Here is a 24,457-nt window from a genome sequence, read left to right on the forward strand (position 1 = left end):
AATGAAAAAGATTAACCCGTTGCTCATCATTATTCTGGCTTTAGGTGTATTTGGTATTATCACTACGGAAATGGGGATTATAGGTGTTCTTCCGCAAATAACTCAAAAATTTAATATATCGACTTCACAGACTGGATGGCTTGTAAGTATATTTGCTTTAGTCGTTGCTATTTCTGGTCCATTTCTAACATTACTGGCTTCTGGTATTAATCGTAAAGTTATTCTATTAACGGCTGTACTTATTTTTGCAGTTTCAAATGTTGTGTACGCTTATACAACTATGTTTGAAGTAATGCTGATTTTTCGTATTATCCCTGCTATTTTTCATCCTGTCTTTTTTTCAGTTGCTCTTGTGACCGCTGCTCAACTTGTCCCTCCAGAAAAGAGCACCAAAGCAGTTACAAAGGTTTTCGCTGGAATCACAGTCGGGTTTGCTTTTGGTGTGCCTTTGACTTCTTATCTCGCGGACAAAATATCATTAGAAGTTGCTTTCCTGTTTGGTGCTGTTGTAAGTGTAATTGCCTTTTTAGGGATACTCGCTTGGCTTCCTTCCATGCCCGTTAAAGAAAAAATGTCTTATGGCAAGCAGCTTGGTATACTACGCAAACCCCTATTATGGTTAAATATTGTAACGGTTATTTTTATCTTTGCAGCTATGTTTTCTGTATATAGCTACTTCGCTGAGTATCTTGGTCAAGTAACACATATGAATGGATCATGGATTAGTATCATGTTGATGGTCTTTGGTATAGTCATGATTTTTGGGAACTTTTTATTTGGGGGCCTTTTACATAAAAGCATTCCAAAGACCGTCATCATGTTTCCTCTGCTATATGCGGTAACTTACCTCTTCGTTTATTATCTAGGATCTTATTTCATTCCGATGATTATAATCATAATCATTTGGGGGGGAGTGCATTCCGGCGGACTCATTGTCAGTCAAGCCTGGTTAACGACCGAGGCAAAAGAAGCTCCTGAATTTGGTAATAGCTTGTTTATCTCTTTTTCTAATCTTGGAATTACTATAGGGACTGCCATCGGCGGTTGGTTTATTTCTCATTCGGGAATACATCAACTCATCTGGGTTGGGATTGTGTTCTCACTGCTTGCGTTCTTAACGATCATTATTAAAATAAAAATTTCGAAATTAAACGTAGCAGAAGCTAAGATGGGTGATTAACGGACATTATGAATTTATTAAAACAGCGACAGCCATGTATCTTATTTTCTGGTACATAGCTGTCGTTGTTTTCTATATTAAGTAATACAAACTTGTGTTTTTCACTATTTTGATTTATTTTAATTAGACCCCATGAAGCTATTACATATGTATAAGAAAGAGGTTTATCCATGAGTAAAATGTATCTATTAAAAATTTGTTTAGCCATCACCCTCATACTAGGGATAGCTACCGGTTGCACCATCGCCGAACAGTCTACTTCAGATCCAGTTCCATCTATAACAACAAGTCCTAACCCTAAATCTGATGCTACCGCAAAGAATGCACAAGAGGACAACAGACGCTTATTAGATGCTAAGGTAACACGGGTAGTTGATGGTGACACCATGAAGCTGACGATTGACGGTAAAAAAGAAACGGTGCGCTTACTACTAGTCGATACTCCAGAATCCGTAAATCCGAATATCCCTGAGCCTCAGCCATTTTCGATAGAAGCCTCTGATTATGCCAAAAAGATGCTTACAAATAAAGATGTGCAAATTGAACTAGATGTATCAGAACGAGATAAATATGGTCGTCTACTCTGTTATCTCTATATCGATGGCAAAATGTTTAATGAGCTTCTGCTAGAGCAGGGTTATGCACGTGTGGCATATGTATTTGCACCTAATACGAAATACGTAGATCAATTTAGAGCTATTCAGGATCAAGCAAGAGAGCAGGGAATCGGCATCTGGAGTATTGAAAATTACGCACAAGATAAAGGGTTTCATGTTCCTAAAATGAAATAAACCTTTAGTAATATCAGCATTTATAGAGCTACCATAAGGTGGCTTTTTTTATATTAGGGAGAAAATGAACCGAATGGATGTATTTTACAAAGTGATGTGATACTCTAGTAGTTGGTATTAGTATCAGGTTACAATTCGAGGAGGAATACTCATATGAAATACTTCGTTATTACAGGAACTTCAAGAGGAATTGGAGAGTCAATAGCAGAACAACTAGTCTCTTCTGATCACTATCTGTTTTGTATCTCACGTGAAAGAAATGAGAGTTTAGTAAGTAAAAGTAGCAATATAACCTACTATGAATTTGATTTGAATCACATTCATCTGATTGAGTCTCTGATGGGGAGTATTTTCAATTCTATTGACGTGTCAAAAGCGGAGGGAATCTACCTTATTAATAACGCTTCAATGATTACTCCTGTCTCATTTATTGATTCAGCTAGGGTTGATGAAATAACGGGAAATATAAATGTGAATTTATTAGCTCCCATTATACTAACCTCAATGTTTATAAAGCATACGAATGGTCATTTAATCGACAAAAGGATCTTAAATATATCATCCTCTTCTGCTAAGAATCATCATCCTGGCATGAGTCTGTATTCAGCATCAAAAGCTGGGCTAGATGTTTTTTCACAATGTGTGGGACTAGAACAGAATCACTCCAAAACACCAGTTGGAATTGTATCAATCTGGCCAGGAATGATTGATACCAATCTGCAAAAAGAGGCTAGAAGCCAGGATAAATCAAAATTTCCATCAGCAGAGATATTTGAGGTGGTTAAGGATACTGGGATGCTCACAACAGCACAGGAAACAGCACAACAAATCATTGAGTTTTTGTTTAAGCCTAATTTTGAACACGGTGCAGTTGTGGATATTTATGATTATTCAAAACTTCAACAGCATTTAAGTATATCAACAGAATAAATAACTACTTTCCGGAGGGTATTTTGCGAGATATAGATTACAGCAATTATTATTGGCATGATAATCGGATTTGTACTTACTAAAGATGAATTTCTGGAAAAGAACAAAGAAATATAAGCCATTAAGGAGAGAGGGGGCTGTTTAATGAGTAATTACATTATGGAGCTAAGAAAACTAGTTGGTACTAGACCGCTTATTATGGCAGGAGCTTGTGTTTTATTATGTAGTAATCAACAATTATTATTACAACGTAGAACGGATAACGGTTGCTGGGGATTACCAGGTGGCTCAATGGAGTTAGGGGAGACATTAGAAGAGGTTGCTAAAAGGGAGCTTTTTGAGGAGACAGGTGTACATGCTAATGGGCTTGAATTGTTTGACATGTTCTCTGGACAAGAGCTTTATTACAAATATCCAAACGGTGATGAAGTATATAATGTTGTAGCCGCTTACCTATGTACAGGATTTGATGGGGCGCTTAAAGAAGATGGATTTGAAGTGCAAGAAGTCCGTTTTTTTAATTATGGAGAATTGCCTAGCGAGTTATCACCTCCTGATGTTCCAGTCATTATGAGATTTATCGATCACATCGCCAAGTAAATAACTGAACATCTTACGCCAAGTGTCACCTTTCCCAGCAAATCATAATACGATGAAATATGAACCATGACATTAGCCCGGAAAGGTGTGCGATTATGAACGGAACAATCCTCAATTTCTTTGCTGGCGGGAATACGGCTCACGGCTTTTACAGCCTCTACGAGTCGTCATTGCAAAGTTTAACGCGTCTGTATGTTTTAAAAGGAGGCCCAGGTACGGGGCAGACCAAACTGATTAGAGAAATCGGAGAGCGGTTGAATCAACAAGGTTTTGAGATTTGGTTCATCCACACTGCATCAGATAACGATTCATTTGACGGTGTGATTATTCCCAAATTAAATATAGGAATTGTGGATGGAACAGCTCCGCGAGTAATAAACCCTGAACTGCCTGAAGAGTCCATCGTATTCGTAGATTTGGAGCAGGCCGCTGATCAGTTCCAGTTGTGTCAGCAGAAGCTGGAAATCGATAATTTAGTTGGAGCCATTAAACAAGAACATGAATTGGCTTATGCCGGCTTTGCTGAAGCTCTTCGCATACATGACGAATGGGAAGCGATTTACATCGCGAAAATGGATTTTCAAGCAGCCGACGAGCTGACACAGGAGTATATTCTGCTTCTGTTCTGTGATCAGAGATCTGAAACAGCTAGCCGAGTAGATCATCGTTTTTTAGGTGCGGCGACGCCTAAGGGGGCAGTGGATTTTGTTCCTAATCTAACCTCAGGACTAAAAAGATATTTGGTTAAAGGACGTGCGGGCTCCGGAAAATCTACACTGCTGAAAAAAATAGCGGCTGAAGGCATCAAACGTGGTTTCGATGTTGAAATTTACCACTGTGGCTTTGATCCAAATAGCCTTGATATGATTATTGTGCGTGAGCTTGGGTTTGCTATTTTTGATAGCACAGCTCCGCATGAGTACTATCCAGATCGGGACACCGACGAGATCGTCGATATGTATTCCCGCTGTATACAGCCCGGTACAGATGAAGAATATTCCGAAGCTATAGCCGGCATTAAAGAGCGATATTCGACCACCATGAAACAATCCACACAGCATCTTACAGACGCAAAAGTATTCCTAGTCGCGTTAAAGCAAATCTATACTTCAACCGTGGATTTTGATCAAGTAGACAAGATTAAATCGCAGATTTTAGAGGAAATCAACGAGATTGTTGAAAGTCCACTGGAGGTTTAAACCTACATTTAAGATCGCTCTCTAGAGGGCGGTCTTTTTTTGTTGTTTAGGAAATTATACAATACAAAAAAATGTGGATAACTCCGAAGAAATAGGAAGGAGGGGTGAACGTGAAGAAGCAGGAGACATGGAATAAACGAGGAGTCATCCGTCAGATTCTAAAAACCGCGAGGAACTTATATCCTCCGAAATGCATGTTTTAGTCGAGCCTACGGACAAATGTATGCGAAAAATCGAATACAATGTGCCGCCAGTAACGTAAACGAGCCGAATGTATGCGAAAAACCGAATACAATGTGCCGCCGGTACGTAAACGAGCCAAATGTATGCGAAAAATCGAATACAATGTGCCGACGGTGTCGTAAATGAGCCAAATGTATGCGAAAAATCGAATACAATGTGCCGACGGTGTCGTAAATGAGCCAAATGTATGTGAAACATCGAATGCCGCCGGTAACGTAAACGAGCCAAATGTATGCGAAAAATCGAATACAATGTGCCGCCGGTAACGTAAACAAGCCAAATGTATGCGAAAAATCGAATACAATGTGCCGCCGGTAACGTAAACGAGCCAAATGTATGCGAAAAATCGAATACAATGTGCCGCCAGTAACGTAAACAAGCCAAATTTATGCGAAAAATCGAATACAATGTGCCGCCTGTAGCGTAAACGAGCCAAATGTATGCGAAAAATCGAATACAATGTGCCGCCAGTAACGTAAACGAGCCAAATGTATGTGAAAAATCGAATACAATGTGCCGCCTGTAGCGTAAACGAGCCAGCGCTGTTATTCGCCCCAGATCACCCGGGAAGGGGCTTGTTATTAGAGAAAAAGTGCAATACGGTCCGTCCCTAATATATGTGCTCATTTCATCGTAATACAGCAATTAGGGTCCGAAGCGGAACCTCACTACGAAGGTGTATATGGATACGAGTATGGAATTACGGATGTACTCAGCTTGTAACTCTACCCCAAGGACGACGTCAGGTCTTTTTTTGTGAGAAAAGAAATTGGTATGGTACATACGCACCAATGTGGTTATTTCCACTGAAACTGTATCCAAGTATGCTCTCTCTAGTAACAACGATAAGGGAGAGAAGAACTTATGAATGATCAGAAAGTAATGTTTAGAACAGGGCTAAAAGATTCTATCGCAATTGTTGCAGGATTTATCCCAGCTTGCTTTACGTTTGGATTGGTCGGTAAGGGGTTAGGTCTAGGAAGTCTGGAAGTATTCTTATTGTCAGCGCTCGTATTTGCGGGGGCTAGTCAATTTATCGGAGTAAAAATGCTTGCCGCAGGAGCAGCCGCTCCAGTGATTTTACTGCTTACCCTGATCATTAACTTAAGATATTTGTTTATCAGCTTATCCTTTGGAGGGCAGTTAAATCGTAACATCAGTGTACTAGCGAGAACTTGGATTGGCTTCAGTTTAACAGAAGAGGTATATGCCGTCAGTATGATCCCTCGAGAAGAAGTAAATCGTAAAACGGAGAATGAAAAAACGAACCAGCCCTTAGCACTTCCTTATCTGCTAGGTCTACAAATCCCTCCCTATGTTGCTAACCTGATAGCAACAGCTTCGGGGATAACCCTTGCCTCCTATATCCCAGCTTTATATTTACCGGCGCTAAACACGTCATTATATGCCTTGCTTATTGCACTTGTTGTACCTCAATTGAAAGGCAGCTTACGGAATATGGCTATATGTATATCAGCTGCGGGGTCATCTTGGCTACTGAACCCTTTGCTGGGAAACTCTTCGATTCTTATAGCTATGTTGATCGGCATGGCAGTAGGTTCCTTAATTAAAGGGCAAGTCAAAGCGGAGAAGGGGGTATCCGTATGACTATACTAATCATCGTAGGTATGGCTGTTATTACATTTTTATTTCGTTTTGTGCCTTTACTGCTTACGAACCATACGAATGGTTCTTCCAAAGTCCAAGGGCTGCTGGAGTATTTGCCCATAGCGGTTCTTAGTGCATTAACGGTACCTGGAATCATTCAGGTAGACCCAGATGTTAATCTTGTGGGTATCGCATCAGGGACTGTCGCTGTTATACTGGTATTAATTAGAAAAATTCCGCTGCTCTTCGTGATTCTAGGCTCTGTTTCCGCAGCAATACTCGTAAAAATGCTAACCCTATATTTTTAAATCAAAAGTCGGAACAGAAGGGGAGGACCTCTTATGAAGCATGATTTGCTGATCACACTCGATAAAGAACGACAGATACCATTTAGCCGTCAAATTTACGAGCAAGTTCGAAATGCTATCCATTCAGGAGCTTTAAGCGGGGGGGACCCCCTGCCTCCGTCTAGAACTTTGGCCAATCAGCTTGGCGTATCCAGAAGCGTGGTCCTTCAATCCTATGAGCTACTACAGGCAGAAGGGTATCTGGAGATGAAAAAAGGGGCGGGGACGTTTATTGCGGAGTTGACGTTGGAGGAGAAAGTTACAAAAGATTATGAGAGCCCTTACAATTTTATAACGAAGGGACCTGATATCCTTACGCTTAATCCTCCTTCTACTAGAGAAGTTGATCATTTGAACCCGGTGTTTTGCGATTTTCGACATGGTGTACCTGCTTGGGACGCGTTTCCTATGGATCAATGGCAAAAAGCTCTTATGAATGCTTGCCGCCGTGCCTCACCGGATACTTTAGGCTATGGCCCTGCGGAGGGTTCACTGGGACTACGCCGAGAGATTGCTCGTTTATTACGTTCCACGCGGTCTATGCCCGTTGTTCCAGAACAAATCGTGATTACTTCTGGAGCTACACAAGCTCTTGATATTTTATCGAGGATTTTCTTATTTAAAGGTGATCAAGTCATTGTTGAAGATCCATCACATAGCGTTGTGCGTGAAATATTTTCTTTTGCTGGGGTAGAGGTCATACCTGTTAAAGTAGATCAAGATGGCATCTGTGTGGAAGAGATCCAAACAAACAGTGATAACGATAAAGAAGGTAATCTTAAAAAATCGCCAAAGCTAGTCTATGTTACGCCTTCTCACCAGTTTCCTTTTGGGACGACACTGTCCTTGAAACGAAGAGTTCAGCTGCTGGATTGGGCGAAGGCTAATCATGCTTTTATTATTGAAGACGATTATGACAGTGAATATAGGTACGAGGGTCCGAAATTATCCGCGCTTGCTGGTCTTGATGTTGAGGGTCGAGTCATTTATGTAGGCAGCTTTAGTAAAGTATTATTTCCTTCTCTGCGGATAGGTTATGTTGTGTTGCCTCCGGCTTTGCTTCAACCTTTTTTGGCCGTTAAATGGATTACAGATCGCATGTCTTCTGCTTTGGATCAGGAAGCGTTAGCTGAATTTATTCAGAATGGTCACTATGCAAGGCATGTTACACAGATGGGAAAGCTGTATGCTTCTCGTAGAGCCTGTCTAGTAGACAGCTTGAATACTGAATTTGGGAGTCGTGTGCGATATTATGGTGAGGAAGCGGGACTGCATTTACTGATAGAGCTGGAGTCGGATGCCGAAGAGAAGCGTATAGCTGAAGTGGCGCTCCGTTACGGAGTTCGCGTATATCCTGCATCTTCTTATTTTCTGGAGAGTAAACCTAAGGGACCTGTGTTTCTGGTAGGCTATTCTAATCTCACTGAGAATCAGATTAAGATGGGTGTGAACAGACTGATGTTAGCCGAAGCAGAAGCGACAGTTAGTTGTAGTCATTTATAATAGAAATGTTGGAACTTCATCATATTAACTTGAATGTTCCCTCTATAATTCATAATGAAAGGTGAAGTTATTTCTAATTCTGGAGGTTCTTATGAAACGCTACATGATAGGAATTGATCTCGGTGGAACGAATATTAAAGCAGGAATTTATGATAACGATTTTATTTCAGTAAAAGAAGTATCCACGCCAACAGAAGCTGCTAAAGGTCCATTACATGTGTTGGAACGGATTAGAGATGCAGTACGTTTGATTACGGTTGAAGCGGATATTTCGCTAGATTTAGTAGAAGGTATGGGAATCGGAGTGCCCGGATTACTTGATCCGGTAGCGGGCATTTCTTTTTTTTCGCCGAATTTTCCGGGATGGGAGCAAGTACATGTTGTTGACGAGATGAAGCAGTTTTACGATTTTCCTATTTTTATTGATAACGATGTAAGGGTAAATCTGTATGGAGAATGGCAGCAAGGTGCAGGCAAAGGTTACAACAATCTAGTTCTGATTACTTTGGGAACGGGTTTAGGGTCGGGTATCGTGAACAACGGGAAAGTAATCTACGGCACATCTTATAGCGCTGGTGAAATTGGGCATATGAATATGTACAGAAATGGACGACCATGTAAATGTGGGAGCTCTGGCTGCTTGGGTCGGTATGTGTCTGCGGTTGGCATGGTGAACTCTTTTAAAGAGAAGCTGAAGGAAGGCCGAGCCAGCATGATTCAGACCTGGACTAATGATCAAGAAGAGCAAATTACCGCGCTAATGATATCTGAAGCCTACGAACTCGGAGACGCTCTCTCTATGGAGGTCATGCAGGAGACTGGAACTATACTTGGCTTTGGATTAGCAAATGTAGTGAATATGCTTAACCCTGATCTTATTATTGTAGGTGGGGGGATGGCAGCAGCGGGCGATAAATTGCTCCAACCTGTTAGAGAAACTGTAAATCAGCATGCGTTGAAGCTATCTGGCAGTAAGTGTAAAATTGTTCAAGCAGAGCTTGGGAGTCGGGCCGGAACGATTGGTGCCGCCTCTTATTTGTATAGTAAGCTTCATGAAGCAGAGTAACTGAACGTTGCTTGTTATTTTTATTTTGACATAGATTGGAACCAGACGGAGCCGCCCGGAATACAACAGTAATAAAGTCCGTGGAGGTGCTCTTATGTTTGCAATCATGCAATTAATAGGTGGAGTGATTCTTTCAGTAGGATGGATTCCTCAGATTGTTCAGATCTTGAAGTCCAAATCCGTAGCCGATTTAAATTTGAAGTCGTATTTGCTTATGCTGCTTGGGATTAGTCTTATGGAAGCTTATGCGATCAGTTTGGCGGTTACTGGGGTAGGTTTAGCATTTTTGATTACGAATACGATGTCCTTATGTGTTGTACTGCTGGTTATTATTCTAGTGCTTAAATATCGAGCAAGATCATGATTGAAGTTAAGAAGGTAGGAAACGGAATGACGTACAGTTATCGAAAAGCCGCATCTGCGGACTATGCCACAATATGTGCTTTTCCTAAAGATTCAATGGAAGTGTTCTTTATGTCGCCTAAGCTGGAATATCCGCTTACTTCTGACCAATTAGAGCAGGCTGCACAAGACAGGGAAAAGCAAACTGTGATCTTAAATGAACGAGGCCAAGTCATTGGATACGCCAATTTATATTATCAAGAAGAACAAGATTTATATTGGCTAGGAAATCTTATTGTTTCACCAGATTATAGAGGTAAGGGAGCCGCGGAGTATTTGATTCGTACCATGCTTGCTGCTGCTAAAGAGGACTTACAGCTTCAAGAGTTACATCTGGTTTGTCATAATGTGAATACTAAAGGGATGTTATTATACTCCAGGTTAGGATTTAAGCCGTATGAAATTGTCAAAAGAACAGGTCCTCATGAAACAATCATCGCCGGAATTTTTATGAAAATAGAGCTAACTTAGGTTAGTAAATGCGGAGGTACATTTGAGCGGAAAATATTTTACATACGAAATCGATGCAGTAACTTTTCAATTGCAAGAGCCTTGTGATTTTGCTTGGTTATCTAAACTTGGCAGGGTGTTCAAAGTGTTCGATCAGCAGGACTCGGGAAATCTTTCTTTTGGGGTGGAGAAGGAGGGTCAGAAGGTTTTTGTGAAATTTGCTGGAGCGAAGCCTTTGACTTATGATGGGAACCCCTCAGATGCTGTTGATAATTTGATTAAAGCTGTTCCGTTGTATAATGAACTTGAATCTAAATCGCTGATCAATCTGGTGTCACACTTTGAAGTTGGAGCGGGATATGCAGCGGTGTTTGAATGGTTTGAAGGTGAATGTTTACATTCGCATTGGCTGTTTTCGGGAGAAGCTAAGTTGAATCATCCGGAATCGCCTTTTTACCGCTATAAGCAATTATCTGTTGAAAAACGTTTAGTGTCCTTAGACGTAATTTTTGCGTTTCATGAACATGTTGAGTTGCAGGGTTATGTCGCTGTCGATTTTTACGATGGAAGTATTCTTTATAATTTCGCGAACGATGAAACAAGGATTTGTGATATTGATTTTTATAGACCTAAGCCAACTGTAAATGATCTGGGAGAGAACTTCTGGGGTTCATCCAGATTCAAGTCACCGGAAGAGTTTATCTTGGATGCACCGATTGATGAAGTTACCAATGTATTCAATATGGGCGCAACAGCATTTGTTCTATTAGGAGGAGCCTCCGACCGGTCGTTTGCAAAATGGGAAGCGAGCCAAGCGCACTACGATATTGCTTTACGGGCGGTTAGCCTGGAGCGTGAGCAGCGGTATCAGAGTGTAGCGGAATTTAAATTAGCTTGGGATAGAGCAGGGAATGTTTGAGGCGGGTGGGAAGTGAGAACTGCTTCAACTGCAAGATAAGAATGATAGCCCTGCTATTGTCACATGATATGATTTATAAATTGAACAAGCAGGAGGGGTTTCATTGAGGAGAGACATTCAACATGTTCCCTACGGCTATGAGCCACCGGTTGAACAACGTAAAGGGACATTAGTATTTTACGATTCTTTTGAACATATAACAGATCAGGAGCTTGTAATCGCGGCAAAAACGGCCACCGATCGGCGTTTCACTAAGCTAGTGCTATATCCGCTTCATGAAGAAACGGTGAGACGGATGACCAAAGAGCCGGTGAGCGCTTATTATAAGCGTGAGGACCGGCTGCATGAATGGAAGAGGGATCAAGGACATAGCTTCATCACGATAGAGAGTTTGGAGGGGAAGCGAAAGAAATATACTCCCCTTGATTCTGCGCTTCGACATCTTATGGATATCTACCCTTCGCCGATTTTTCTGTATCTTACGCCTGAGGTGGCGAATCAGTTTGCCTCGTATTCCTCTTTTGAAGAGTGGATTGTAAAGATTCGGTTATTGCTGCCAGCCGCCCCTTCATCACTACATCCTAGGCTTCTAAAATTTCGCCATCGCTGGGATGTTGTTGGAGAAGAGAAACATTAAAAAGTTTAATGTGTGCTGCTCTGTTTACGTCTATAATTGTACATTCTCCACTGATAATGGATAAAACATCCGATGCAAAAACCAAGAATGGCTACAGTGGCTGCCACTGCAACAAGCGCAGTGAAAATATAGGCGGCAATCGTCCAGCCCGCGATAAAGCTGATTAGACCACTTGTTAGGCAGAATACAGCAATGGTTTGGTTAAACTGTTGTTGTGACCAGTCTTCGAGTACATAGTGCGAACGTTCTTTTGTCAGAAACTTGGCAGCTAGCTTAATAATAGGATTATAACCGAACAACAGTCCGAGCAATCCGGCAAACAAGGGCAGCGCTAGTATCCAGTGCTGGCCTGTTAGCCATGTCAATATTACAGAAATGACGATAAACGCCTGATTAGTCTTTACTAATGGCCGTGGAATTCCTTTGGGCACGTCTTGCATTTTATTCACACCTTTCTCATTGGAATAATTATAGTATACGCTGAGGTTGAGGGAATGGGAAGTAAATTACTTTGAATTTAAGTAATTTATATGTTGACATATCTCTTTAAAATATGGTTCTATTATATAGACCAATTGTTATAATACAAAGGAAGTGTCAGCTTGTCGAACAAGCCGAATACGCGTGAGGCGATTCTCCACACCGCTTCGAAATTATTTTTTTCTCAGGGATATCATGCAACAGGCCTAAATCAGATTATTAAAGACAGCGATTCACCGAAGGGGTCTCTTTATTATTACTTCCCCCACGGCAAAGAAGAGCTAGTTTTAACATGCATTAACCGAATTGGTGAAATAGTTGCTCAGAAGATTAAGCATCATTTGGTGAGTGGCAATAATGCTGCTGAAGCGATGGAGGATTTCATTCTAGGAATGGCTAAAGATGCAGTAGAATCCTCATTCGAGGGGATTGTTCCGTTCAGTTTTTGGTTAGCGGCGGAGACCTCTTGTATTAGTGAGGAGCTGCGGACTGCATGTAAATCTGTGTTTATGGACTTGCAGGATGTGATCAAGAAACGCCTTCTGGAAGAAGGTGTGGAGAGCAACACTGCAGCCGATAAGGCTTCAGTAATAGTCTCATTATTTGAAGGAGCACTTCTTCAGACGCTGACTTTAAGGGATGAACAACCGCTTCTCGCGGCGGCAAAGATTATCCCTGCAATACTTGGTTAGATATAGAAAAATAGATAAGAATATCAGGAGGATTAAGAGTGGAAGCAACTATGCAAGGAAAGCAACAAAATGAAGTAAAGAAGTTTAAAACCATTCCGATTTTAGTCTCATTACTACTTGCAGGATTTATCGGAATGTTCAGTGAAACCGCACTAAATGTAGCTTTAAGTGATCTTATGAATGTCCTTCAAATTACTCCAGCAACAGCACAATGGTTGACGACAGCTTATCTGCTTACACTGGGGATTCTAGTCCCAATTTCGGGAATGCTGCTTCAGTGGTTCTCGACTAGACAGTTGTTTGTTGCTGCATTATGTTTTTCAATACTTGGAACGTTTCTAGCTGCAGTATCACCTAATTTTGAGTTCCTATTAACAGCTCGTGTGGTACAAGCAATGGGTACTGCGCTCCTATTACCACTAATGTTTAATACCATCCTTATCATCATTGCTCCTGAAAAACGTGGGGCTGCAATGGGGATGATTGGGTTGGTTATCATGGTAGCGCCAGCGATCGGTCCTACTATTGCTGGTCTTCTAATTGAAAGCCTTAGCTGGCACTGGATTTTCTGGCTGTCACTGCCATTCCTGGTGATCGCATTGATATTCGGGATCCTCTTCATGCAAAATGTAACGAAGGTTACGAAGCCGAAGATTGACATTCTCTCCATAGTGTTATCTTCAATCGGATTTGGTGGAATCGTGTTTGGTTTCAGTAGCGCCGGTGAAGAAGCTGGTTGGGGAAGTCCGAAAGTGATCATAGCTATCGTAGTAGGTGTGGTATCACTCTTACTATTCGGTTTGCGTCAAATGAAGATGAAGCAGCCTATGATTAATCTGCGAGCATTTAAATATCCGATGTTCTCCATTGGTGTGGCTATGGTATTTATTTGTATGATGGTTATCCTATCATCCATGTTGATTCTGCCGATGTATCTTCAACAGGGTCAAGGATATACAGCGTTCAAGGCAGGCTTGCTGCTACTTCCAGGGGGGATTATTAACGGATTGATGTCCCCGATCATGGGTCGTATGTTCGATAAGTACGGTCCGAAATGGCTCGTTATTCCGGGTCTAACTATTGCAGCGGCTGCCTTGTGGTTCTTCTCCAGTATTACTGTAGCTTCTACGGTCGTATTCGTAATTGTACTTCACAGTACCCTTATGATTGGTGTGTCGATGGTATTTATGCCTGCACAAACCAACGGAATTAACCAGCTGCCGCTAGAATTATATCCAGATGGAACAGCGATTATGAATACGCTGCAGCAGGTTGCTGGTGCGATCGGTACCGCATTAGCGGTCAGCATTATGTCCGCAGGTTCTAAGAATTATTTGAAAACTGTGGCCGATCCTGCCGATCCAGCGAATATGTTGCCTGCGTTCACGCAAGGCGTGCAAAATGCTTTTATTTTCGGAATGAGTATGGCGATTGTAGGACTAATTCTTGCTTTCTTCATTAAAAGAGTAGTTGTGAATCATAAAATGAATACTTCAATGCATTAATAAATAAGGTAAACCGTTATCCCCTTACGCTAGATAGTGGTGAAAGTTCATGAACTTATGGACTCATCACTGTCGATCGGAGGGGACTTTTTTTGCCTACAACAAGAAAGAAGGGCCTCTCCCTGGTAGCATACAGAGAAGCGGCCTCCACCTAACTTCTTTTTAAGAAAAATGCTGGGCAATATTAGTCAGATACTCTTCTTCATCTGTAGTTTCTTTCATATGAATGAGCATTTTTGCATCTTCTCCAACGATGTACCGGAATTGACTTGTCCCATCTGTGGCGGCCTGATATATGGTTTCCGCAACGATTTCTGGAGGTGAAGCATAGTCAGGTTGTTTTTCCATCTCACCCAGCTTACCTAAAAATGCAGTCGTAAAGGGCTTATAATCTGTTAATGCCTCATTAAAAAAGAACTCCATCGATCTTCCACCAAAGTCCGTCTGAATAGCACCGGGTTCAATTAACTTTACTTTGATGTTTTGTGATGCTAATTCATAAGATACGGATTCAGAAAAACCTTCTACGGCGAATTTCGTTGAATGATACAGAGACATCGTAGGAAAGGTTACTTTCCCTCCCATAGAAGAAATATTGATCAGCAAACCATTTTGATTAGATCTAAAGTGGGGTAAGATGGCTTTAGTCATACTGATAAGTCCAAATACGTTCACTTCAAACTGTCTTCTGATCTGCTCATCTGTCGCTACCTCAATAAGTCCCATTGTTCCATAACCCGCATTATTGAGGAGGACGTCAATTTTACCGAAATGCTTAATTGCTTCCGCTAACGCAGGTTGAATCGTCTCTGCCTTCTCAACATCAAGCTGTAAAACCAATACATTATCAAGTGTAATAAGTTCACTTTCTTGTTCAGGTGAACGCATCGTTGCTACAACGTTCCATCCTCTTTCAGCAAAATGTTTTGCTGTAGTTCTCCCAATGCCAGACGAAGCACCCGTTATAAAAATTGTTTTCATTAACAATTCCTCCTAAAAGTTTTCTGAGAGTTACATCTTCACTTGGTACGTACAAAACTTACTTCGTAAGCACTAACTGCTCCATGTTTAACAAACCATCGGCGATGATTCTGAGTTTTGCTTTATATTCTTCTATGCCTATTTGGATACAGATAATCTGTGCTGGATGCATTTCATCTTTATGGAGCGAATGCTGCTCAAGTAATTGGTCTAACTTATTTTGTGATTCTTCTTGGGCTTGCTTCAACCAAATAATCACCTTGTCATACCCAACAAACTCACCAAAATATAGCCTCATCATAAAATCAGATTTCTTGATACTATCTGCCTCTAGTGGGGCTTGTAAATAGGCATTAAAACTATCTCTTCCTTTATCCGTGATGTTTAAAAGATTCTTGTTAGGCTTACCTTCCTGCTGCACATTTTCCTTAGTGATCAAACCCTCCTTTTCCATTCGAGCAAGTGTGGGATAAATCGTTCCATAACTAGAACTATAGAAATTAGAGAAGACATCCTCCAATAACTGTTTTATTTCATAACCAGTCTTCGATTCTTTCATAAGCATGCCTAAAATAACGTCCTGACTGTTCAAAACAAAACCTCCTAGTAGTTAGAAAAAATTGTATATCGCCATCACAATATATCAGATCAATATATATTGAGTCAATATATATTTAACGAATATATATCACTGTCATTCTATGCTACTACTTTACATACATAGATTTACGATGTATAGTTGTCCTAGGTATAACGGGGTAAATAATATTCGTGATAATCAGATGTAGTCAATGGAGTTTAGAGATCAGGAGGTGTAGACCGTTGAAAGTAAGTAAAGAAATGCTGAAGGGCAGTACAGGCACGTTGATTCTGACTCTTTTACTGGAGAAGCCATTATATGGTTATGAGCTGATCAAAGAGCTGGAGCTGAGATCAGAGGGTGTTTTTGCTTTGAAAGAAGGAACCTTGTATCCGATTCTGCATGCGATGGAAAGCGAACGTTGGGTGGAAGCTTATTGGATGGAGGTAGACGGAAGGAAGCGTAAGTATTATAGAATTCTGGATGAAGGTAAAGAGAAGCTCAAGGAGAAAAGGGCGGAATGGGTTTTGTTTAAAGGGGCAGTTGACTCTGTTCTGGGAGAGGGTGGTATATGATGAAAGAGAGGCAGCAGCAATTTTTGGATAAAGTATGTGCAGAGATTAAAGCGAAAAAAACTCACCCCGAGATACGTCTAGAATTAGCTAATCATCTGGAAGAATTAATCTGTGAAAAAGAAGCGACTGGCATGCCTAGAGATGAAGCAATAGCTTGGGCAATTGCACAAATGGGAAATCCGCAAACGTTAGGGAGGGAACTTCATCAAATACATAAACCACGAGTTCCTTGGGGATTGTTTGGCGTTATAGCTTTGTTGTCCGCGATTAGTTTGATCGGAATGGGTTCTGTGGATGCTGGCTATAGTGATATTGTTAAAGGTTCTTTTTTAGATAATGCGCTTAGACGGCAGTCGATTAATATACTTATTGGAATTGTTCTAATGTTTGGATTGTACTTCATTGATTTCAGAAGATTAAAGGGACTTTCTTGGGTGTTATATGGTACTTCCTTAATAGGTATTTTAGTGAGCATATTATGGGGGACTCAAGTTAATGGCATGAACTATGGTCCTAGGATTTTCTTGATTTTACCTGATATGACATCCTATCGTCCTTTTATGCTGATTGTCGCTCTAACAGGGATTCTAGTAAATCGTAGGGAAGCAGCTAACAAGAAAACTTTGCGAAGTGGGTTGTTCGAAGTAGGTATTCTGTTACTACCCGCTTTGTTTCTCCTCTCTTTAAATGCTCTTCCAGAGTTAGTGATGTATCTTGCCTATTCAATCGTATTGTATTTATGGATTATTCGCGATTGGTTAAAGAGTGTCGTGTTGTTAGGGTTCTTTTTGATAATTGGACTGATTTTTATTATTAAAAGTGACTACTTGCTGGCTAGATTCATAAATGCTATAAACCCATCTTTAGATCCGGAAGGTTATGGGTATATTTATCAAGTCATGCGTGAAGTTTTAAGTTCAGCAGGGTGGTGGGGTCACGGGTTCGGATCAGTAGAACAAAAGCTGCCGTATGTCTACTCTGATATGTTGCCAGTCTATCTGATCCATTGCTTTGGTTGGGCGGGTGGATTGCTTCTGGCAGCTGTTATAACCTGGCTTTTGATTAAGCTGCTTTCAACGATACGAGCGATTCGTGAACTTTACGGACAAGCACTTGTTGTTGGCTTAGCATTTTTTCTTGCGATAAGATTTGCCTACGGTCTTGCTGTTTTGAGCGGGGGAATGATGCTGACATCAATTCCATTTCCGTTCCTCAGCTATGGGAGTCATGTGTGGTTTGAATATGCTGCCATTGGACTTTTGATGGGCATTTATCGCAGGAAGGATATTGGAGGCGTCCAAGAGAATACAGTACTAGGTTAGATTCAGGATCTTCCCGTATGTCCATATATTAAGTACAATTACACATATGGCAAAAGGAGGTCATGGATTGAACTGGAAAAAAGCAAGCTTATTAAGTATTGCTATAACTATTGGTTCAGTGACGGGATTAAGTACTTGGGGCATAGAGCCAGTACTTGCCGCCACGGCAACGGAATCTGCAGGCGTTTATAATCAATTTCAGCAGTATGTACAGAAGCCGACATCTCTTGCTAACGCACGTAATTATTTAATTAACCATATCAAAGAAGTGGATACCTGGACAGCGACTCAGATGACACTTCAGCTCGAGAATGCACAGAAGGCGCATTTAACTGTATACTCAGAAAAGGTTTTTCCGGACAAGATGCAGAAAGAGATAAATAGTGCTTTTTCCAAAAACAAAAATCTAACCTATACCGCACTTCTTAATACGATCAAAGATTCCAACGTACGCAATGTGTTAATTGAAGGCCGGGATAAGGGATATAAGCTGGAGACCAGTGAGGGCATGTACTATCCGGTGATGCATTATGAGGGATTTAAGATCTTTAAGCCTTCTGTTACGAAGGACATCGCAGCTTATATTGACATCATGGCCACCGAATCTAATCAACCGAGTGTATCTGATGCAGCGATTGTAATCAGTTGGACCGAGTTAACGAGTAGAGCGCTTGCAATAGAGGATTTTGTGACGAAATATCCTGCTTCTAACCGTTCAACCGCTCTTCAAAAAGAACTTCTTATTGCAACGTCTCGCTTATTATATGGAACAAGTAATACACCTGCATACGACTATGATGAGCAAGTTATCAAGCCAGAAGTAAAAAAGGCGTATGAAAATGCACTAAAAAATAGCAAGGTTGATACTAGAATTCTTTCGATTTTAGAAAAGCTACTACAATTACTTAATTCCACGAATAATAAATTCACACCTGTAATCGAAAAATTTCTAGTTGAAACCGTAAACTCGTAATTATTAGAGTATGTGAAGACAACACCTGAGAAGAGGCTGGATGAATTGAGAATAGGATCAAGAAGAACAAGAATCGCAGTTTTCGCAGTTGTGCTGTCGTTGTGGACAAACAGTATGTTTATGGGTAGTGCAGAAGCCGCTTATGTCGGTTCTTCAACGGACTCCGTGCTGCAGCAGATGCAACTTGCGAAGAAAAATCATTTACCGCAAGGTTTTGTCTATTTGGATGAAGTGATTCCTACGGCACAATATGAGATTCGTTACTACGGGGACAACAATTTTGTTGGGAAGCGGATGGATGGTTATAAGGCGCCTTTAGCAATATTCTCGGGGACAGCGGCAACGGCTTTAAAAGCGGTTAGTGAGGATTTAGCGAACAAAGGTTATATTCTTAAAATCTATGATGCTTATCGCCCGCAGACGGCGGTGAATCATTTTGTAAGATGGTCGCAGAATGCCGCAGATACTAAGATGAAACAGCAATATTATCCGCGACTGGATAAACGTAATCTATTTAAACTTGGTTTTATTGCTAAAAAATCAGGCCATTCCAGAGGTAGCACCATCGATTTAACGATCGTAAATAAAGAAACGGGAGCCGAAGTAGATATGGGCAGCCCGTTTGATTTTTTCGGAGACATCTCCTATTATGATACACCCTTAATCAACAAGACTCAGAAAGCAAATCGCGCGATCCTCAAAGAGGCAATGGTACAACAGGGATTTAAACCTTACAGCAAGGAATGGTGGCATTTTACATTGACGAAGGAACCTTATCCTAAACAATACTTTGACTTCAAAGTGGAATAACCTAGAACTTGAATGTCCATGTAAGAACCGATTCACTTTTTTTGTTGAGCTTGACTACCATTAGGATTAGCAGATGCTGGAAACGCACATAATACTAATAGTCAAAAAAAGGGAGGTTTCGAACGGATGAACAAAATCGCGGTTGTTGTAGTGCTAAGTGTACTGTTATTGGTAAATGGATTTGGAGGAACTACCTATTCTACAGCTTGGGCAGATGTAAGTGAAGTAAAGGTAGTTTTGAACGGTCAGGTTCTAAAAGCAGATCAATATTCAGCCTATCCTAACGGTTCTACGGTAATGATTCCCCTTCGAGAAGCAACAAGCGTCTTGAAATATCAAACCACTTATCAAAAAAGCACGGACACCATTACCTTAACTGGAGTCAAACAAAAGATTGAGTATAAGGTAGGAGACGACCATATTACCATTAATGATAAAGAGAAAAGAGAATTTAAGGATAATGTTGTGTTTAAGAAGGAACACTTATATGTTCCCCTCTCTTTTTTCACTAGCATAGGACTAGTTACCTCCTATAATGCTGACGCTAATCTAGTGGAAGTTTATGCGCCTGAGGTTACAGCAAGCGTGATCGCTGGATTGCTAAGCACTGGACAATTTCAAGAATTAGAGAATCGATTCTTTAGTGATGAAATGAAGCGTTCGCTTTCCGTCCCGGGTTTACAGAAATATTGGGCTGAATTTACGGCACGAGCAGGTACATATCATGGCATAAAGTCTACGGAAAGTAGTCAAAAAGAAGATCAAGTGTCCATACAATGTGTACTTGGCTTTGCTGTGACTGAAGCCTCTCTGGAGTTTGTTCTTAATAAGTCTGGTAAGATTATTGAATTAAAGGGAAACCTTCCTTCCATTTAGTGAAAGAATATTAATGATACCGTTTCAGGCACAACAGGCTATGCGTACGTTCCTTAAGGAAATTTCTTAAGGGGACCATGCATAGTCTTTTTTGATTGGATTAACATTCTGAGAGGAACGTAAATACAATGTATTTTTATTGTAAAAAAGGGTTTTATTTGTTGACTTTCGCCTTCATCGAAGGTAAATTAAAATTTGAAATAATCGTTAAAGCATTTAACTAAATTAGAGAAAAGAGTGGAGCACTGGATGACAAAATCAATAACTGGGAGTAGCCAAACAGAAGAACAACCATTCTCGCTAAGAGCTATCATCCCCCCGCTTCTTGCAATTATCGTCGGTATGATAATGGTTATTCTGGATGGTACGGTGGTTAATGTAGCAGTTCCCAAGCTCGTGGACTACTTCGGTTCCGATCTCCAAACGATTCAGTGGGCGATTACAGGGTACACATTAGCTTTAGCGGCTGTAATACCGCTCGCAGGCTGGATGACGGATCGTTTCGGTTCTAAACAAGTGTTTCTGGTGACGCTCACGTTGTTCATTCTTGGCTCCATGTTATGTTCCGTTGCTCAAACTTCTTCGCAGCTTGTTATTTTTCGTGTGATCCAAGGACTTGGTGGGGGGATGGTAGCTCCTATTGGGATGGCTATGGTGTTTAAGTTAGCTCCAGCAGAACGAAGAGGGTCGATTATGGGGATGTTAGGGATTCCCATGCTGCTTGCTCCTGCCCTTGGCCCAATTTTGTCCGGATGGCTTGTTGAATACGTTAGCTGGCATTGGATCTTCCTGATCAACGTGCCGATTGGGATTGTTGGTATTATTCTTGGCGTTAAGTACCTACCTAGGACGGAGAAGATTGGGAAAGGCAACCTCGACATATTAGGCATAATACTGGCACCGATTGCGTTTTCTATGCTAGCTTATGGAGTAAATGAAGGTGGAGCGAATAGTTGGTCATCGACTCCGGCAATCCTCGGATTATCTGTTGGGGGCGTTGCACTAATTCTATTTATAATCGTTGAACTGCGGCATAAACAGCCTTTGCTGGATCTGCGCGTGTTTCGCTCCTCAGATTTCACCCGCGGCATTATTTTAACTTGGGTCATGCAGGCCGCATTGTTTGGTTCCATGCTGTTCGTGCCGCTATACTTACAGCAGATTCGGGCGTATACACCACTAGAAACGGGATTAATACTGCTTCCACAAGCTTTAGCATGTGTAATCGGCATGCCGCTTGGCGGCAAACTGTTTGATAAGATAGGGGCACGACCGCTGGCTTTTGTGGGTCTGAGCATTATTACGGTTACCTTATTCCTACTGTCAGGAATTACGATAAATACTAGTCTAAACTTAATTATGACGTATCTTGGTTTATTAGGATTTGGAATGGGTATAGCGATGATGCCACTCAATACACATGTTCTGAATGCAGCACCGCGTGAATTAGTGAGCCGTGTTACATCGCTTACCGCAGCGGCACAGCAGGTGGTTGTGGCCTTTGCTGTAGCAGGCTTGACGGGTTATCTGACCAGTCAAATCACTGTGCATATGGGTGCTTTGGAAGCAGGGAGCAATCCTTTGACAGCTGCAGTTCTAGGCTTCGATGATGTATTCTTCCTGTCTGGCTGTATTGCTGTAGTCGGAGTATTGATGTCGATTATTCTGCGCAAGCCTAAGCTTTCTTCGAGTGATTCCTCCTCCGAAGAAGGCCAGAAGGCGGATGCAGCAATGATGATGGGGCATTAATTCATAAGATTAGATGATAAAAAGGCGTCGTTCAGCTTGCCTAGCTGACGACGCCTTTTTTGTATTAGAGAATCTATCTATAGATGTTCTGGTTTCTTCTGAACCAACGCTGGGGTTAGAGACAATTTACCCAATAGCTCAGAGGCCACAATCCCCAGTAGTACAAGGGCTGCACCAGCATATCCTTGCATCGATAGCTTTTCAGCGGCGAACCAATAGCCGAACAGTGCGGCGAATACCGGCTCAAGGGAGAAGATCAGTCCGGTGCGTGATGGGGAAGTATATTTTTGAGCAATGGGTTGCAGGATGAAGCCACAGGCACTACAGAGAATCCCAAGTGCGAGGATCGCAATCCATGCCGGTAAAGTCGAAGGAAGCGAAGGTGTCTCGAACAGTGCAGATAACACTAAAGCAAAGCCTCCGGCAAAACCCAATTGTAAGATTCCAATATTCAGAGAATCACACTCTTTTACAGCCTTGCCTGTAAATAAGATCTGTACCGCATAGAATACCGCCGAAAGAATACAAAGGAAGTCACCTGGCCCAATCGATAGGGTTGCGTTTAAGGTAAGGAGTCCAATTCCAGCTATAGCGAGTATGGAGCCGAAAACCTGCGCAGATGCGATTCTCTTTTTGAAAATAACTCGATCTAATATCGGTACAAAAATGACCGTCAAGGCAACTAAAAATCCAGCGTTGGAGGTTGTTGTAGTCTTCAGTCCGAAGGTTATGCATGTGAACACGCCGAGGAGTAAGAATCCGAGTAGAGCACCATATTTTATTGTTTTGATGTCTACTTGTCTTAATCGTTTGTGGAAGATCACTGTGGCTAATATAAAAGCAAGTCCGAAGCGGAGTGCAATCAGATTGAATTCGCCTAATGTACCTAAACCCATTTTCATAAATATGTAGGAGGAGCCCCAAAATAATGTTACAACTAACAGCAGCAGCTCAGCTTTGAGCGGTTTCATCTCGTCATCATCCTTCTTTATCATCAACTCAACATATTATAATACGGCTCTATACATAAGGTAACTGAATGTTTATCATAGGATACATGAGTAAAACTTATGCAACTTATAAAGGTGAGGGATAGAGGTTGAGCATTAATAAGTATGAGATTTTTCTAAAAGTTGTGGAGCTGGGGAGCCTAACCAAAGCAGCAGATGTGCTGGGCTTTACGCAATCTGGGATTAGCCACACGATTAGCAGCTTGGAGATGGAGTTTGGCTTCACGTTATTAATTAGAAATAGATCTGGGGTTAAATTAACGGTCAACGGTGAGCAAGTACTGCAGCCGATCCGTGAAATTCTAAAGTGGAATGAACAATTGAAGCAGGAAGTAGCGGATATTCATGGGCTAGAGGTCGGTACCATTACCATTGGGACGTTTACCAGTGTATCCGTACATTGGCTGCCAGGGATGATTAAGCAATTCCGCAGTGAATACCCCTATATAGAAATTAGGTTAATGGAGGGGGGTTACTTAGAGGTAGAACAATGGATTGAGGCCGGAGTTGTTGACTGTGGTTTTATTTCTCTGCCTACCCGTGAGAAGTTCGAAGTGATTCCCTTAAAAAAGGACCGGATGTTAGGTATCGTTTCCAAAGATAACCCGCTTAGCGCAGAGCCGTTTCTGTCATTATCCCAAATTGCGAAGGAGGATTTCATCATCCCGAAGGCAGGTTCAGATTATGATGTCAGACGTGTGCTGGATAAGGCAGGCATCAAACCGAATATTAAGTTTTCAGCGGGTGATGACTATGCCATTATGGCAATGGTGGAGAAGGGGCTTGGGATTAGTATTTTGCCAGAGCTTGTTTTAACCCGTCAAAATTATAACGTAACCATGCTTGAATTGGAGGAACGAAGTTTTAGATCGCTTGGGATCGCTGTACACTCCATGAAATACGCTTCCCCTGCTACTAGAAAATTCCTAAAGCATGTGCAAGCGTGGTTAATGGGGAATCCCTGAATAGTTAGTAATCCAATTCAAATGATCTCAATCCCCTGATTCGATTCAGGGGATTTATTATTAA

General features: G+C 41.4%; 26 protein-coding genes. 22 read left to right on the plus strand and 4 right to left on the minus strand.

Annotation, left to right across the window (positions count from 1 at the left end; genetic code table 11):
• Window position 1 precedes the first annotated feature (1 nt).
• The 13 genes from MHB64_RS13770 (at window position 2) to MHB64_RS13830 (ending at window position 11,875) form a co-directional block, all read left to right on the plus strand.
• Window positions 2-1,180 (plus strand): MFS transporter, encoded by a 1,179-nt coding sequence (locus tag MHB64_RS13770; protein WP_094874101.1) that lies wholly within the window; start codon window positions 2-4, stop codon window positions 1,178-1,180.
• Window positions 1,181-1,350: 170 nt separating this feature from the next.
• On the plus strand, window positions 1,351-1,971 hold the full coding sequence (locus tag MHB64_RS13775) for a thermonuclease family protein (RefSeq protein ID WP_341134624.1): 621 nt from the start codon (window positions 1,351-1,353) through the stop codon (window positions 1,969-1,971).
• Window positions 1,972-2,124: 153 nt separating this feature from the next.
• Window positions 2,125-2,901 (plus strand): (S)-benzoin forming benzil reductase, encoded by a 777-nt coding sequence (locus MHB64_RS13780; protein ID WP_341134625.1) that lies wholly within the window; start codon window positions 2,125-2,127, stop codon window positions 2,899-2,901.
• A gap of 144 nt (window positions 2,902-3,045) precedes the next feature.
• Window positions 3,046-3,501 (plus strand): NUDIX hydrolase, encoded by a 456-nt coding sequence (locus MHB64_RS13785; protein ID WP_094874099.1) that lies wholly within the window; start codon window positions 3,046-3,048, stop codon window positions 3,499-3,501.
• Window positions 3,502-3,596: 95 nt separating this feature from the next.
• Window positions 3,597-4,700, plus strand: a complete 1,104-nt coding sequence (locus MHB64_RS13790) for a PRK06851 family protein (protein WP_341134626.1) — start codon at window positions 3,597-3,599, stop codon at window positions 4,698-4,700.
• Window positions 4,701-5,807: 1,107 nt separating this feature from the next.
• Window positions 5,808-6,551, plus strand: coding sequence for an AzlC family ABC transporter permease (locus MHB64_RS13795; RefSeq protein ID WP_094874154.1), 744 nt, complete (start codon window positions 5,808-5,810; stop codon window positions 6,549-6,551).
• Entirely contained in the window at window positions 6,548-6,859 is a 312-nt protein-coding gene (locus tag MHB64_RS13800; RefSeq protein ID WP_094874155.1) for an AzlD domain-containing protein, read from the plus strand. The genes MHB64_RS13795 and MHB64_RS13800 overlap by 4 nt, the downstream gene beginning before the upstream one ends.
• Window positions 6,860-6,892: 33 nt before the next feature.
• On the plus strand, window positions 6,893-8,401 hold the full coding sequence (gene pdxR / locus MHB64_RS13805; protein ID WP_094878277.1) for a MocR-like pyridoxine biosynthesis transcription factor PdxR: 1,509 nt from the start codon (window positions 6,893-6,895) through the stop codon (window positions 8,399-8,401).
• Window positions 8,402-8,492: 91 nt separating this feature from the next.
• Window positions 8,493-9,467, plus strand: coding sequence for an ROK family protein (locus tag MHB64_RS13810; protein ID WP_341134627.1), 975 nt, complete (start codon window positions 8,493-8,495; stop codon window positions 9,465-9,467).
• 94 nt (window positions 9,468-9,561) lie between these two features.
• A complete protein-coding gene (locus MHB64_RS13815) occupies window positions 9,562-9,831 on the plus strand; it encodes a PQ-loop domain-containing transporter (protein WP_094874158.1) in 270 nt (89 codons plus the stop codon).
• Window positions 9,828-10,340, plus strand: coding sequence for a GNAT family N-acetyltransferase (locus tag MHB64_RS13820; RefSeq protein WP_341134628.1), 513 nt, complete (start codon window positions 9,828-9,830; stop codon window positions 10,338-10,340). Before MHB64_RS13815 ends, MHB64_RS13820 begins: the two co-directional genes overlap by 4 nt.
• Window positions 10,341-10,362: 22 nt before the next feature.
• Window positions 10,363-11,238, plus strand: coding sequence for a serine/threonine protein kinase (locus tag MHB64_RS13825; protein WP_341134629.1), 876 nt, complete (start codon window positions 10,363-10,365; stop codon window positions 11,236-11,238).
• Between the two features lie 103 nt (window positions 11,239-11,341).
• Window positions 11,342-11,875 carry a hypothetical protein gene (locus MHB64_RS13830; protein ID WP_341134630.1) on the plus strand — a complete coding sequence of 178 codons (534 nt, stop codon included), beginning with the start codon at window positions 11,342-11,344 and terminating at the stop codon, window positions 11,873-11,875.
• A gap of 5 nt (window positions 11,876-11,880) precedes the next feature.
• On the opposite strand, the gene MHB64_RS13835 is transcribed toward MHB64_RS13830, so the two are convergent.
• Window positions 11,881-12,315 (minus strand): DUF4395 domain-containing protein, encoded by a 435-nt coding sequence (locus MHB64_RS13835; protein ID WP_094874162.1) that lies wholly within the window; start codon window positions 12,313-12,315, stop codon window positions 11,881-11,883.
• A 162-nt stretch (window positions 12,316-12,477) separates the two neighbouring features.
• Here MHB64_RS13835 and MHB64_RS13840 point away from each other — a divergent pair, with 162 nt between their 5' ends.
• A complete protein-coding gene (locus MHB64_RS13840; protein ID WP_094878284.1) occupies window positions 12,478-13,047 on the plus strand; it encodes a TetR/AcrR family transcriptional regulator in 570 nt (189 codons plus the stop codon).
• A 50-nt stretch (window positions 13,048-13,097) separates the two neighbouring features.
• Window positions 13,098-14,552: a DHA2 family efflux MFS transporter permease subunit gene (locus tag MHB64_RS13845; RefSeq protein ID WP_094874181.1), complete on the plus strand. Its 1,455-nt coding sequence runs from the start codon at window positions 13,098-13,100 to the stop codon at window positions 14,550-14,552.
• Window positions 14,553-14,714: 162 nt separating this feature from the next.
• On the opposite strand, the gene MHB64_RS13850 is transcribed toward MHB64_RS13845, so the two are convergent.
• Both MHB64_RS13850 and MHB64_RS13855 read right to left on the minus strand, forming a co-directional pair.
• Window positions 14,715-15,533: an SDR family oxidoreductase gene (locus tag MHB64_RS13850; protein ID WP_094874164.1), complete on the minus strand. Its 819-nt coding sequence runs from the start codon at window positions 15,531-15,533 to the stop codon at window positions 14,715-14,717.
• Between the two features lie 58 nt (window positions 15,534-15,591).
• Complete coding sequence (locus MHB64_RS13855; RefSeq protein ID WP_094874165.1) at window positions 15,592-16,125, minus strand: PadR family transcriptional regulator; 534 nt, start codon at window positions 16,123-16,125, stop codon at window positions 15,592-15,594.
• A 230-nt stretch (window positions 16,126-16,355) separates the two neighbouring features.
• On the opposite strand from MHB64_RS13855, the gene MHB64_RS13860 reads away from it, so the two are divergent.
• The 6 genes from MHB64_RS13860 (at window position 16,356) to MHB64_RS13885 (ending at window position 22,418) form a co-directional block, all read left to right on the plus strand.
• The gene (locus MHB64_RS13860) at window positions 16,356-16,688 is read left to right on the plus strand and encodes a PadR family transcriptional regulator (protein WP_179281746.1); all 333 of its coding nucleotides are present in this window, start codon (window positions 16,356-16,358) and stop codon (window positions 16,686-16,688) included.
• Window positions 16,685-18,010 (plus strand): FtsW/RodA/SpoVE family cell cycle protein, encoded by a 1,326-nt coding sequence (locus MHB64_RS13865; protein WP_341134631.1) that lies wholly within the window; start codon window positions 16,685-16,687, stop codon window positions 18,008-18,010. The genes MHB64_RS13860 and MHB64_RS13865 overlap by 4 nt, the downstream gene beginning before the upstream one ends.
• Window positions 18,011-18,077: 67 nt before the next feature.
• Entirely contained in the window at window positions 18,078-18,983 is a 906-nt protein-coding gene (locus tag MHB64_RS13870; RefSeq protein WP_341134632.1) for a hypothetical protein, read from the plus strand.
• A gap of 12 nt (window positions 18,984-18,995) precedes the next feature.
• The gene (locus tag MHB64_RS13875) at window positions 18,996-19,793 is read left to right on the plus strand and encodes a M15 family metallopeptidase (protein ID WP_341134633.1); all 798 of its coding nucleotides are present in this window, start codon (window positions 18,996-18,998) and stop codon (window positions 19,791-19,793) included.
• A 126-nt stretch (window positions 19,794-19,919) separates the two neighbouring features.
• Window positions 19,920-20,669 (plus strand): stalk domain-containing protein, encoded by a 750-nt coding sequence (locus tag MHB64_RS13880; RefSeq protein ID WP_094874168.1) that lies wholly within the window; start codon window positions 19,920-19,922, stop codon window positions 20,667-20,669.
• Between the two features lie 249 nt (window positions 20,670-20,918).
• Window positions 20,919-22,418, plus strand: a complete 1,500-nt coding sequence (locus tag MHB64_RS13885; protein WP_094874169.1) for a DHA2 family efflux MFS transporter permease subunit — start codon at window positions 20,919-20,921, stop codon at window positions 22,416-22,418.
• A 77-nt stretch (window positions 22,419-22,495) separates the two neighbouring features.
• Here the strand turns inward: MHB64_RS13885 and MHB64_RS13890 are convergent, their stop codons facing one another.
• The gene (locus tag MHB64_RS13890; RefSeq protein ID WP_094874170.1) at window positions 22,496-23,389 is read right to left on the minus strand and encodes a DMT family transporter; all 894 of its coding nucleotides are present in this window, start codon (window positions 23,387-23,389) and stop codon (window positions 22,496-22,498) included.
• A gap of 128 nt (window positions 23,390-23,517) precedes the next feature.
• On the opposite strand from MHB64_RS13890, the gene MHB64_RS13895 reads away from it, so the two are divergent.
• Complete coding sequence (locus MHB64_RS13895; RefSeq protein ID WP_094874171.1) at window positions 23,518-24,393, plus strand: LysR family transcriptional regulator; 876 nt, start codon at window positions 23,518-23,520, stop codon at window positions 24,391-24,393.
• Window positions 24,394-24,457: the final 64 nt, after the last annotated feature.

This window comes from Paenibacillus sp. FSL K6-2859 (assembly GCF_038008265.1).
GTDB lineage: Bacteria > Bacillota > Bacilli > Paenibacillales > Paenibacillaceae > Paenibacillus_AQ > Paenibacillus_AQ nitricinens.